This window comes from Polyangium mundeleinium (assembly GCF_028369105.1).
GTDB classification, from domain to species: Bacteria; Myxococcota_A; Polyangia; order Polyangiales; family Polyangiaceae; genus Polyangium; species Polyangium mundeleinium.
In genome coordinates this window covers 7,545,333-7,557,051 of record NZ_JAQNDO010000001.1, presented here as the reverse complement: position 1 = coordinate 7,557,051, position 11,719 = coordinate 7,545,333, and the positions used below count along the sequence as shown (strand labels likewise).

The 11,719-nt window shown below is 70.2% G+C and carries 9 protein-coding genes; 3 read left to right on the top strand and 6 right to left on the bottom strand.

All coding sequences use genetic code 11. The features are described from left to right. Nucleotides 1–28 precede the first annotated feature (28 nt). A complete protein-coding gene (locus POL67_RS30030; RefSeq protein ID WP_271923302.1) occupies nt 29–1,333 on the top strand; it encodes an FHA and sigma-54 interaction domain-containing protein in 1,305 nt (434 codons plus the stop codon). Here the strand turns inward: POL67_RS30030 and POL67_RS30025 are convergent. The 3 genes from POL67_RS30025 to POL67_RS30015 form a co-directional block, all read right to left on the bottom strand. Then, nucleotides 1,303–2,625 (bottom strand): PEGA domain-containing protein, encoded by a 1,323-nt coding sequence (locus POL67_RS30025; RefSeq protein ID WP_271923300.1) that lies wholly within the window; start codon nt 2,623–2,625, stop codon nt 1,303–1,305. The genes POL67_RS30030 and POL67_RS30025 overlap by 31 nt on opposite strands. Before the next feature lie 95 nt (nt 2,626–2,720). Next, nucleotides 2,721–3,893 (bottom strand): hypothetical protein, encoded by a 1,173-nt coding sequence (locus POL67_RS30020; protein ID WP_271923298.1) that lies wholly within the window; start codon nt 3,891–3,893, stop codon nt 2,721–2,723. A gap of 78 nt (nt 3,894–3,971) precedes the next feature. Then, nucleotides 3,972–4,487 carry a YbjN domain-containing protein gene (locus tag POL67_RS30015; protein WP_271923296.1) on the bottom strand — a complete coding sequence of 172 codons (516 nt, stop codon included), beginning with the start codon at nt 4,485–4,487 and terminating at the stop codon, nt 3,972–3,974. Here POL67_RS30015 and POL67_RS30010 point away from each other — a divergent pair. Further along, on the top strand, nt 4,474–6,414 hold the full coding sequence (locus POL67_RS30010) for an N-acetylmuramoyl-L-alanine amidase (RefSeq protein ID WP_271923294.1): 1,941 nt from the start codon (nt 4,474–4,476) through the stop codon (nt 6,412–6,414). The genes POL67_RS30015 and POL67_RS30010 overlap by 14 nt on opposite strands. 10 nt (nt 6,415–6,424) lie before the next feature. Here POL67_RS30010 and POL67_RS30005 read toward each other — a convergent pair whose 3' ends face one another. Together POL67_RS30005 and POL67_RS30000 are read right to left on the bottom strand one after the other, a co-directional pair. Further along, nucleotides 6,425–7,036 carry a response regulator gene (locus POL67_RS30005; RefSeq protein ID WP_271923292.1) on the bottom strand — a complete coding sequence of 204 codons (612 nt, stop codon included), beginning with the start codon at nt 7,034–7,036 and terminating at the stop codon, nt 6,425–6,427. Nucleotides 7,037–7,094: 58 nt separating this feature from the next. Beyond that, nucleotides 7,095–8,048, bottom strand: a complete 954-nt coding sequence (locus tag POL67_RS30000; RefSeq protein ID WP_271923289.1) for an NUDIX hydrolase — start codon at nt 8,046–8,048, stop codon at nt 7,095–7,097. Between the two features lie 226 nt (nt 8,049–8,274). Here POL67_RS30000 and POL67_RS29995 point away from each other — a divergent pair, with 226 nt between their 5' ends. After that, nucleotides 8,275–8,637: a TraR/DksA family transcriptional regulator gene (locus POL67_RS29995; protein WP_136929978.1), complete on the top strand. Its 363-nt coding sequence runs from the start codon at nt 8,275–8,277 to the stop codon at nt 8,635–8,637. A 162-nt stretch (nt 8,638–8,799) separates the two neighbouring features. Here POL67_RS29995 and uvrA read toward each other — a convergent pair whose 3' ends face one another. Further along, nucleotides 8,800–11,688, bottom strand: coding sequence for an excinuclease ABC subunit UvrA (gene uvrA, locus POL67_RS29990; protein ID WP_271923286.1), 2,889 nt, complete (start codon nt 11,686–11,688; stop codon nt 8,800–8,802). Nucleotides 11,689–11,719 lie beyond the last annotated feature (31 nt).

Sequence of the window (11,719 nt, the reverse complement as noted above, 5' to 3'; positions counted from 1 at the left end):
CGGCCCGTGTCGTGTCGATGAAGCGTTCGTGAGGAACGAACGTGCGCGGGATACGACGGTGGAGATCGGCGGCGGCGAGGTGGCGCTCGGCGCTGCATGGATCTGCGTGGACGACGGCGGGAACGAGCGCATGGCGCGGCTCGGTCCCGGCGAGGAGATCGTCCTCGGCTCGGGCGAGGGCGTGGACGTGCAGCTCGTCGAGCGCACGGTGAGCGCGCGTCACGTGGCGCTCGTGCATCGAGGCAGCGTGATCGAGGCGGTCGATCTCGGATCACGCAACGGGATGCGGGTCGCGGGGACGCGCGTGGCGCGGGCGTTTCTCTCGACGGGGAGCGCGGTGGAGCTCGGCCGCGCCGTGGTGCGCGTCGAGGGCAGCACACGCGCGGTCGAGGCGCATCGGGGCGCGCCGCTCCCGCACCTCGTGGGGCGGAGCGCCCCGATGCGAAGGCTCGGCGGCGCGGTGCGCAGGCTCGCGCCGCTCAAGCTGCCGGTGATGATCCGTGGCGAGTCGGGGACGGGCAAGGACCTCGTGGCGCGCGCGCTGCACGACGAGAGCGCGCGCAAGGACAAACCGTTCGTCGTGCTGAACGCAGCGACGATCTCGCGCGAGCTCGCAGAGTCGGAGCTCTTCGGCCACCAGCGCGGCGCGTTCACGGGCGCGCTTCGCGATCGACGCGGCGCGTTTCGGGAGGCGCATCAAGGCACGCTGTTCCTCGACGAGATCGCGGCGCTGCCGCTCGACGTGCAAGCGAAGCTCCTGCGCGTCGTCGAAGAGGGGCTCGTGCGGCCGCTCGGGGCGGAGACGGCCATGCCCGTCGACGTGCGGCTCGTGGTGGCGACGTGCGAGCCGCTCGAGCAGATGGTGGCAGCGCGGCGCTTCCGGGCGGATCTGTACGAGCGGCTCGCGGTGTGCCTCGTGCGCGTGCCGGCGCTGCGCGAGCGCACGGAGGACATCGCGGCGATTTGCATGCACCTCCTCGCGACCTCGGAGATCGGCCCGCGCGAGCTCTCGCCCGGCGCGCTCGCAGCGCTGCGCGCAGAGAAGTGGCCGGGCAACGTGCGCGAGCTCCGGAACGTGATCGTGCAGGCGGCGGTACGCACGCCAGGTGTGATCCAGGCCGAGCACGTCACGTCGGTGCTCGCGGAGCGAGGCGGACGGCACGTCAAGCTTCGTCCCGACGACGCGCGACGGATTTTCGAGGAGGCAGGGAGGAATACGAGTGAAGCGGCGCGGCGCGCGGCGGTCCCGCGATCGACGATGCGGGATCTGCTGCGCGCCGCGGGAGCCGCGACGAGGTCGTCTCAGAACGTGCCGACGACGCCGAGCCCTTGATACGTGGACGAGACGCTGGGCGAGACCGCGAGGACACGCGGGCCGTCGTTCGACGCGGTCGTCGAGGTCGAGCCCTTCTTGGGCAGGTACCAGTCGAGCAGCGCGTAGACGCCCGTGCCGATCGCGCCGACGCCGAAGAGCACCCAGCCCGTCGTGGCCACGGCGACGTTCGTGTCGTAGTCGGAGAGATCCTTGCGCAGCACGCCGCAGGCCTGCTCGTAGTTCGGCAGATCGCTGCCGGACGTCTCGGTCGATCCGCAGGGCGGGTTCTTGCCGAAGTTCGTGCTCGGATCGGTCGACGCGAACGTGCGGATCTCGGCGGCATGCTGGTCGGCCTTGCCGCTCGCGACGCTCGCGCCGATCGAGAAGCCGATGCCGAGGCCGAGGCCGATGACCGCGACGCCCGAGCCGACCCACGCGAGCGGCTTGTGCGTGTACCACTTCAGGAACGGCTCCCGCGTGCCCGTCGTCGTGTCGCCGCTGCCGTCCGGGCCCTGCGGCGTGAGCACGGGCGCGTCGACCGGCGGGAGGCCGGAGCTCGCGTTCGCGCTGGTCGCGGGCGGCGCGCTCGACGGCGTGCCGTACGGGTTCGCAGCGGGCGTCGGCGACTGCGCGGGCGCCGGCGTGGGCGATGCGGCCGGCGGGGGCGGCGGAGGCGGCGGGGGCGGCGGCGGAGGCGGCGGCGAAGCAGCACCGCCGACGCCGAGCACGAGGTTCGCCGCGGTGGCCGAGCCTTGTTTCGCGTCGACCTTCGTGGTGGCGGTCTTGCCGCCGTACGTCGCCGTGACCGTGTGCGCGCCCGGCTTGACGAAGATCACGTTGAGCAGCGGCGACTTGCCGTAGCTCGTGCCGTCGACGGACACGTCGGCGCCGTTCGCGTCGACGATCACCACGATGTGCCCGGTCTTCTTCTTCGCCTCGTTGATGCCCTTCTCGGCGGCGGTCTTCTGATCGGGCGAGGCCGAGGGCATGTCGCGGAGGAACTGCTGCAGGTGCATGCCGGCGTCCTCGGGGTGGTTCGAGCGCAGCTCGCTCTGGCCGAGGTTGAGCAGCACGGCGGGGTGACGCTTCAGCGCGTAGGCCTGCAGGAACGCGGAGCGCGCGTCCTCGAAGCGACCGGCGTCGAACGCCTTCACGCCCTCTTCGTAGCGTTGTCGAGCGACCTCGGTCACGGCGTCCGCCTGCGCGAAGGCACGTGCTTCCATGAGGTCGGGTGCGATCCCGGCCTCGCCGAGGAGGGCAGGGACCGTGAGCGAAAGGAACAAGGCGGTGGCGCAAGCGCGTGTCTTCATCGAACCCTCGGTGCATCGCGGTGCGCAGCGATGCGGTCTTCGTGTCGGCATTCTTCGCACCCCGAGGAGGGCACGGGCAAGCGATTAGCGCGCGCTCAGAACGGCGTCTCGCGGATGATGCCGCCGCCGGGCTTCGGGGGGGTTGTCGCGGGGGGCTTGGGCGCCGCAGTTTTTGCCGTCGTTGGTGCAGACGCAGCGGGTTTTTTCGCGGTGGCGGTAGCCGTCTCGACAGGCTTCGGAGGTTCGACCTTCGGAGGTTCGACCTTCGGAGGTTCGACCTTCGGCGCCGTTGCGGCAGCAGCGGGCTCGCTCGTGGGCGTCGTCGTCGCGGCCTGCGTGGGCGTCGGGGCAGGGGGCTCCGGCGTGGGAGGCGCGGCGGCGGTCTCCACGGGACGCGCTTCCACGGTCTCCGTCGGCGCGGGCGCTGCGTTTTGCGTCGGGCTCGGCGCAGGCTTCGGCGCCTCGGCCGCGTTTGTCGTGACCGGCGGCGGCGTGGGTTTGTCCGCGTCACCGAGCAAGCCCTTCGCGGCGAACGCGAGCCCGCCGAGCCCGATGAGCGCGACCGCGACCTTCACGAAGATCCCCTTGGGCGGGCCGCTCACGGGGATCTCGGGCGGCTCGTCGGCCATCGCGGCGTCCATGCGCGCGAGGCTCGCGTCGTCCACGGGAGGCGCTGCCGCGGGAGGTGCTGCCGCGATCGCGGGCACGTCGTCGTCGGCCTGCTCCGCGGCCGGCTGCGCGTCGTCAGCCTTCGTTTCGTCGGCCTTCGCTTCGTCGGCCTTCGCTTCGTCGGCCTTCGCTTCGTCGGCCTTCGCTTCTTCGAGCTTCGGCTCGTTTGCGTCTTCGGCCTTCGGCGCGTCGACCTTCGCTTCGTCGACGTTCGGCGCGTCGGCGTTTGCTTCGTCCGCTTTGACCGCATCGGCCTTCGGCGCGTCAACTTTCGCTTCGTCGACCTTCGCTTCGTCGACCTTCGGCGGGTCGACCTTCGCTTCGTCGGCCTTCGCTGCCTCGATCTTCGCGGCTCCGTTCACGAGCGGCGCGGATGCGCCATTCGTCTTCGCGGCGCCGTTCACCACCGGCGGTGCAGGCGGTTCGGCCGCGCGTGTCGGCTCGGGCGGCGGGGCCACGACCGGACGCGCCGCGATCTCGGGCACGAGGGCCACGGGCGGATCGTCTTGCTCCCAGGACGGCTTGTACTGCAAGGCGAGCCGATCCAGCTCGTCCGGCGTGGGGACGGGCGGCTTCGCTTGGGGTTCTTGGACAGTCATGACCAGACGAGAACGTATCACCCGTCGCGTGCGAGCGGCAACGCAGCGACGTCGATCGTGGAGGCAGGGCGCAGAGCGTCAGTCGCCGAACGCGGAGGCAGCCTTTTCGTTCCCCCCGAACTCCTCGACGAGCTTGTTCTGCCATTCGTCCGCCACGTCCCCCACGGTCGTCACGATGTCCTCGAACTCCTCGTAGTCGAGCGCGGACAGGCGCCGCAGGCACCGCACCACCACGTCGTCGCGCGCCGCGTCGATCGCGAACGCCGCGTCGCTCGTGCGCACGAACGAGAGCTCGAGCAGCTTCCGGTAGAAGCCCTCCCGCCCCCGCGGCGGCACTGCCATGATGGGCGCGAAGATCATCAGGACGCCCTGCCGTTCGAGCACGTTGATCCCGATCGTGACCGCGCCGCGTTGCACGTGGGCGTATCCGCCGTCGTCGAGCACGTGCCCCTCGTGACCCGCGTCGCTCGCCGGGAGGTATTTCGCGACGTAGCGTCGGAGATACGCGTTGACCATCGCAGTCGCGTCGGCAAAGTTCTCGCCGGAGAGCCGGTCGGCGTAGATAGGGATCGAGGTGGGCGTGGAGTCGGACACGGGGATCCTCCGGAAGATGTGCTCGGGCCCCGCGACGAGGGGGGTCGCCGCGGTCGCTGCCCCGTCGTTCGCGGTCCACCGGCGTACCGCGGTGCAGCGCTGCCATCGTATCTCCGCCCTCCGCGCCGCGGCGATCCTTTTTGCGTTTGGGGCGCCGCTCCTTGGCTGCGGCACGGGTGCGTCGAGCCCACCCGCGCCGCCCCCGAGCGACGAACAGCGCGCCCTGGCCCTCCTCGACCCCGCTGCGGCGCTCCCTCCCCGCGCGGAGGTCGTGGCCCTCGCCGACGCCGTCGCCATCGCCTCTTCCCGTGCCGGCCGCACCGAGCGCGGCGCCGCCCTCGCCATGCTCGCGGGCGACCTGCGCACCCGCTCCTTCCGCCTCGACCAGGCCGAGGCCGACGCCCGCGAGGCCCTCGAGCTCTACGCCGCCTCCGCGAGCGCCGCCGCCAGCACCCTTCAGGGCTGCGAGGCCGATCGCCGCCGCGCCCTGCTCGCCGGCGAGCTCGCCCGCGACGCCGCCGTCTCCTACCGCGAGACCTACCTCGCCTCGCGCCGCCAGGCCGTCCTCGCCCCGCGCACGCCTTGCCACGTCGCGCTCGAACGCACCCTCGTGATGTCGTCCGCCTATCGGCCGCGCGGAGGCGCGCTCCGCGCCCTCGAACGGGAAGGTGACCTCGCCTCGGAAGCGGCCTCGCGCGGCGCGCCGTCCCCGTCGGCCTTCGCCGCCTCTCCGCCGCCCTCCGGCGCCGTCTCCCCCGAGTCCGCGCCTCCCTCCACCACTTCCTCGGCGCAGGTCGCGCCCGAGGGGCAGGTCGTCGTGACTCCGCGCGACGCGACCGCGGCGAAGGAGCCGGTGAAGATCGTCTCGCTCGAGCCCTTCGGCTCCGAGAAGGGCGGCCGCGTGGTCATCCACCTGAGTGGCCCGACCACCTTTCAGGTCGGCACCCTCGGCGCCGACGCGGCCGCGGGCAAGGACGCGCGTGTGTTCGTCGACATCGCCCGCGCGAGCGCCAAGGGCGTCCGGCGCGAGACCGAGGTCGGCGGCGTCGTGCGTCGCGTCCGCCTCGGCGCCCAGGAGGGCGGCGGCACCCGCGTCGTCCTCGACCTCGCCGCCTCGTTGTATCGCCGCGTCTTCTACCTGCCTGACCCGTTCCGCATCGTCGTCGACGTGAGCACGCGCCCGCCGGTTCGGAAGGACGAACAGGACGCCTCGGGCAAACGCGAGGTGCGCCGCATCGTCATCGATCCCGGCCACGGCGGCAACGACACCGGCGCCGTCGGGCCCACGGGCCTCAAGGAGAAGGACGTCACGCTGGACATCGCGCACCGCGCCGCGACCATCGTCTCACGCGAGCTCGGCATCGAGACCCTGCTCACGCGCGACGACGACACGTACGTCCCCCTCGACCTCCGTACCGCGCGGGCCAATGCGTTCCACGCGGACCTCTTCGTCTCCGTCCACTGCAACGCGTCCGAGAACGGCCAGGCGCGTGGGCCCATGACGTTCTCGCTCGATCGCGTGCGGGATCCCGAGGGCCTCGCCATGCGCGTCGCTGCCCGGGAAAATGCCTCCCGCCCGCGCAAGACCGGCGAAGAGGGCGACGCGCGCTCCATCGACGAGGAGATGGCGCTCATCGCGTCGAACCTCGACGTCGGCGACCTCATGGCCCGGTCGCGCCATGTCGCCGATCTGGTCCAGCGCTCCGCGCTCGCGTCGCTCGGCGTGCGCTGGCCCGACACGAAGGATCAGGGCACGAAGACCGCGGGCTTCTTCGTGCTCGTCGGCGCGGACATGCCCGCGGTCCTGTTCGAGACGTCGTTCATCTCGAACCCGGACGACGAGGCCCGCCTCGCCACGGCCGACTATCGGCAGAAGCTCGCCGATGCCGTGGCGAACGCGATCCGCGCCTACCGCGAAGGCAAATGAACCGCCCGCCTCACTCCCTTTCGAGGCCCATCAGCCGCTCCAGGGAGTCGCGCAGCTCCGCGGCCTCGCCCTTCTTGATGAAGTCGTAGGCCCCGGCCTCCGTCGCGTTTTTCTTCATCTCCTCGGCGTCCGAGTAGACGATGCAGCGGATGTGGGAGGTCGTGTCGATCGACCGCAGCCGTTCGAGGCACTTCACGCCGTCGAGCCCGGGCATCCGCACGTCGAAGACCATGGCGTCGGGCTGGATGCTGCCGACGGCCACGAGCGCGTCGAAGGGATCCTGGAACGTGGTCAGCTCGAAGCGCTTGCTCAGCGCCTTGCGGAGCGAGGCGAGCACCTGCGGATCGTCGTCGACGGCCACGACCTTGGGCTTGCCGAGGCGGAGCACCTCGGGGATCGGGTAGCCGTACTTCCGCAGGAAATCGAGGACGTCGAGCCTCCGGAAGCGCAGGTGCCTGCCCGGCGTCCGGAAATGCCGGATTTCCCCCTTGTCCGCCCAGTTGTGGATGGTCTTCAGGTCCACCTGGCAAAACCGCGCCACGTCGCTCGCGGTGAACAGCTCCGGCTGATTCGTCGTCGTCGTCGTGGTCGTGGTCGGCGTCGTGTTTTCTTTGGCTTCCATGACTTCCGGCCTCCTCGGCCCAGTCCACTCTCGGGGGCTTCGCTCCCACAAAAGGGAGCTAAGTCCCCGAACCCCCATCGTCCACCGAAGTCGCAACGTCCCGCTCGTCGAGGCTCGTCTTGACCCCCGGCACATCGGGAGAAGCGAATCCTTTGCCGAACTCGGGCGCGTCCTCGGCAGCAAAACGGCCGTCACGCAGGACGTAGCGGCTGGGCCCGTCCATCCGCCGCTCCTGCACAGAGTGTGCAGGATCACCGGGCAAAGCAATGAAAGGCGGAGCATCGCCGTCGCCCGGGACGAACTCCGGGCAGATCGGCAGGAGCGTCTGCCGCCTGGCGAGCGCGAGCGCACCGTGCACGTCTCGCTCGCCCGCGAGCATTTCCAGGGTGCGCGACGTCGGCGGCGCGAGAAAGAAACGCCCTTCCGCCGCGGCGTCGAGGACATCCGACGGACGCGCCCACAGGCTCATCGTGGTCTCGTGGTCGTCGTGCCGTCCCTCCTGTCCCTCGGGCAAAGGGAGCAGGAAAAAACGAGCATCAAACCGACGGGACTCGGCCACAGGCGTCACCCATCGCGCGAACGGGACGAGTGTATCCAGCACGAGGCGCTTGCCGCGGCGGACGAGCGCGTCGAGCAGCCGCGTCCCGGCGACGAGCTCGGCCGCGAGGGCGTCGAGCTCCGCGCCCGCCACGCCAGGCGTCACCGGCAGGATCCGCCCCTCTTCGAGCGTCTCCCGGCAAGCCGCGACGCAAAGCCCGAGGGCGTGTGGCCGCTCCGTGGCCATCGACAGGACCCGCGCGTCCACGGCGGTCGCCGTGGTTTCCCAGCCCGGATCGAGGTCTGACGGATCGACCTTTCCACCGGGAAAGACGAGCGCCCCGCCCATGAACGCGGACTTCGCGTGACGGCGCACACAGAAGACCTCGAGCCCCTGCGATCCGTCGCGCACGACGATGACCGTGGCGGCATCACGAGGTTCACTCGTTTTTCGGTTGATGTCGAATTCCAGCAAGGTGGAAGGTTTTGTCCCACGTCGAGAGGAAGTCGTCAAACCTGCATCTCGGCCGGTCTCGACCGTGGTTGACGTCAGGGAAACCGTCGCCTAGCCTTCCGCCCCCTCCTCACGGGAGGGCCGGAAATGGACGGCATTCGTCCGTCGGTGGCCGTACTTCGTCGAGGTGCCCGGATTGCATGAAGCGGGGGGCACCGAGAGGGCGACACGTCGAGGGAATTGCACAATGAACAAGGCCCAGCTCAAGAAGTTCAAGGCTTTGCTCGAGGCGAAGCGGGACGAGATCGTCAAGAAAGCAAAGCAGACGCTGAGTGAGGACATGGCCCTCGATGCGAGTGATCTCCCCGATGAGATGGACCTCGCTTCGAGCGAGTATCTGCAATCCTTCACATTCCGGCTCCGCGGCCGGGAGAAGTCGTTCCTCGACAAGATCGAGAAGGCTCTGATCAAGATCGAGGACGGGACCTTCGGTCAGTGCGAGGAGTGCGAGGAAGAGATCGCGCAGAAGCGCCTCGAAGCCCGCCCCGAGACGAGCCTCTGCATCCGCTGCAAAGAGGATCAAGAGCGCGCCGAAAAGGATTTCGGTTGATTGGGGCGGGGGTTGGCTGAGCCAACCCTCTTGCGCCGGGGGTTGGGTCAAGCCCAACCCTCGTGTTCCAGGGGTTGGGCCAAGCCCAACCCCTGAGCGCCCCGCTCGGGCGGGGCACGACCCCGGGTTCGTCGCTGCTGTCTCTCGTCGGGACGTCCTCGGTTATTTGGCGCGTTTTCCCGGCCGCTTGCGCCCGACCTCGAGGACCTCGCGCAGGTACCGCCCGGTATGCGATTCCGGGACGCCGGCCACGTGCTCCGGCGGCCCGCACGCCACGACGAACCCGCCGCGCTCGCCTCCCTCCGGCCCCATGTCGATCACCCAGTCGCTGCACGCGACCACGTCGAGGTTGTGCTCGATCACCACGACCGTGTTCCCCGCATCCCGCAAGCTCGACAGCGCCCCGATGAGCACCTCGATGTCCGAGAAATGCAGGCCCGTCGTGGGTTCGTCGAGGACATACAGCGTGCGCCCCGTGGCCTTGCGCGCGAGCTCGCGGGCGAGCTTGACGCGCTGCGCCTCGCCGCCGGAGATCGTCGTCGCCGGTTGTCCGAGCCGGATGTAGCCGAGCCCCACGCGCGCGAGGGCGAGGAGCCGCTCCCGCACGCGCGGGATCGCCTCGAACTGCTCGATCGCCTGATCCACCGTGAGCTCGAGCGCGTCGGCGATCGACATGCCGCGGTAGAGCACCTCCAGCGTCTCGCGGTTGTATCGTTTGCCGCCGCAGGTCTCGCACGTGACGAACACGTCCGGCAGGAAGTGCATCTCGACGCGGAGAACGCCATCGCCTTGACACGACTCGCAGCGCCCGCCCTTCACGTTGAACGAGAAGCGTCCCGCCTTGTAGCCGCGCGCGCGTGACTCGGGCAAACCCGCGTAGATCTCGCGCAGCAAGCTGAAGACGCCGGTGTACGTGGCCGGGTTCGACCGAGGCGTCCGCCCGATGGGCGCCTGATCGATGGAGATGACCTTGTCGATGTGCGAGAGGCCCTCGATGCCGTCGCACTCGCCGATCGGCGCGCTCGTGCGGTAGAGCGCGGCGCGCGCCGCAGGCAGGAGCGTGTCCACGATGAGGCTCGACTTGCCCGAGCCGGAGACGCCCGTGACCGCGCAGAGCACGCCGACCGGGATCTCCACGTTGACGCCCGTGAGGTTGTGCGCGCGCGCGCCGACGAGCTTGATCACGCGCCCGTCGCCCTTGCGTCGTTTCGTCGGGATCGGCAGGTGTTTGTCGCCCGAGAGCCAGGGCCCGGTGACCGACGCCGGGTTCTTCGCGATCTCCGCCGGCGTCCCCTCGGCCACGACCTTGCCGCCGTGCAAGCCAGCCCCCGGCCCCATGTCGACCACGTGATCGGCTGCGAGGATCGCGTCCCTGTCGTGCTCGACCACGACCACGCTGTTGCCAAGATCCACGAGCCGGCGCAGCGCTTCGAGCAGCCGCGCGTTGTCCCTCGCGTGCAGGCCCACGCTCGGCTCGTCGAGCACGTACAGCACGCCCACGAGCGCCGCGCCGATCTGCGTCGCCAGCCGGATGCGTTGTCCCTCGCCGCCGGAGAGCGTCTGCGCGGATCGATCGAGCGTGAGGTAGTCGATGCCCACGTCGATGAGGAAGCCGAGCCGCGCGATCACCGCGCGCAAGAGCGGCTCGGCGATCGCCCGCTCTCGCGGCTGCAGCGGCCCGTCCTTGTGCGCGATCGTCTCCAGGAACGAGCGCACCGTGCGCAGGGCCATCGTGCCGATGTCCGCGATGTTCTTGTCGGCGATCTTCACCGCGAGCGCCTCGGCCCGCAGGCGCTTGCCCTTGCAGACGTCGCACACGCGCGTGACCGCGTACCGACCGATGTCCTCGGAGCCCGCGATGTCGTCGTCGAGATCGTCGTCGTCCTCGCCGGAGATGACGCCCTCGCCCTGTTCGAGCTGCCGCTCGAGCCGCGGTACGATCCCCTCGTAGCCCTCCTTCGCCTTCTTCCGCCCCTTCGCCGCGGTCGCCTCCGCCCCGAAGAGGAGCGCCTTGCGATCGGCCTCCGAGAGATCGCGGAACGGCACGTCCGGGTTCACGCCGAGCGAGCTCACCGCCCGCTCGGTCTCCGTCGAGAGCGCGAGCGAGCCGCGCCGCCCCCACGCGACGATCGCCCCCTCGCGCAGCGTGCGCTTCGGATCCGGCACAACGCGCTCCGGATCGATCCGCGTGCGGAAGCCGATGCCGTCGCATGCAGGGCAGGCGCCGTGCGGCCCGTTGAACGAGAACATCCGCGGCTCGATCGGCGGCAGCGAGATGCCGCAGGCGATGCAGGCAAAGCGCTCGCTCATCCAGATCGGCTCGGCGCGGGATCGCTCGGTCGACGGATCCGCGAGCAGCCGCCCTTCGCCGAGCTTCAACGCGAGCTCGACCGAGTCTGTGACCCGGCCCTTCACGCCCTCCTTCACCACGATGCGGTCGATCACCACGTCGAGGTCGTGCGCCTTCGTCCGATCGAGGACGATTTCGTCGCCGAGATCGACGACCTCTCCATCGATCCGCGCGCGAACGAAGCCTTCGCGGCGGAGGCGATCGAGCTCCAGCTTGAGCTCGCCGCGGCGGGCGCGGGCGATCGGGGCGAGCACGGTGACGCGCGCGCCTTCGCCGAGGCCGAGGATGCGGTCGACGATCTGCTGCACCGTCTGCGCCTCGATCCGCGCGCCACAGCTCGGGCAGTGCGGCGTGCCCACGCGCGCGAAGAGCAGGCGCAGGTAGTCCGAGATTTCCGTGACGGTCCCGACCGTGGAGCGTGGGCTCTTCGCGAGCGCGCGTTGCTCGATGGCGATCGCGGGCGAGAGCCCCTCGATCGACTCGACGTCTGGCTTGGCGAGCTGTTCGAGGAACTGGCGCGCGTACGCCGAGAGGGACTCGACGTACCGCCTTTGTCCCTCGGCGTAGATCGTGTCGAACGCGAGCGACGACTTCCCCGAGCCGCTCGGGCCGGTGATGACGACCAAGCGATCTCGCGGGAGGGAGAGGCTGACGTCCTTGAGGTTGTGCTGGCGAGCGCCGCGTATGACCAGGCGATCCATGGACCCGCGACACCTAGCACGCTCATCGTGC

What these genes read in the sequence shown, in the direction of transcription:
- POL67_RS30025 (WP_271923300.1), bottom strand. Translation starts at nt 2,625, where the DNA reads ATGAAGACACGCGCTTGCGCCACCGCCTTGTTCCTTTCGCTCACGGTC.
- POL67_RS30020 (WP_271923298.1), bottom strand. Translation starts at nt 3,893, where the DNA reads ATGACTGTCCAAGAACCCCAAGCGAAGCCGCCCGTCCCCACGCCGGAC.
- POL67_RS30005 (WP_271923292.1), bottom strand. Translation starts at nt 7,036, where the DNA reads ATGGAAGCCAAAGAAAACACGACGCCGACCACGACCACGACGACGACG.
- POL67_RS29995 (WP_136929978.1), top strand. Translation starts at nt 8,275, where the DNA reads ATGAACAAGGCCCAGCTCAAGAAGTTCAAGGCTTTGCTCGAGGCGAAG.
- uvrA (WP_271923286.1), bottom strand. Translation starts at nt 11,688, where the DNA reads ATGGATCGCCTGGTCATACGCGGCGCTCGCCAGCACAACCTCAAGGAC.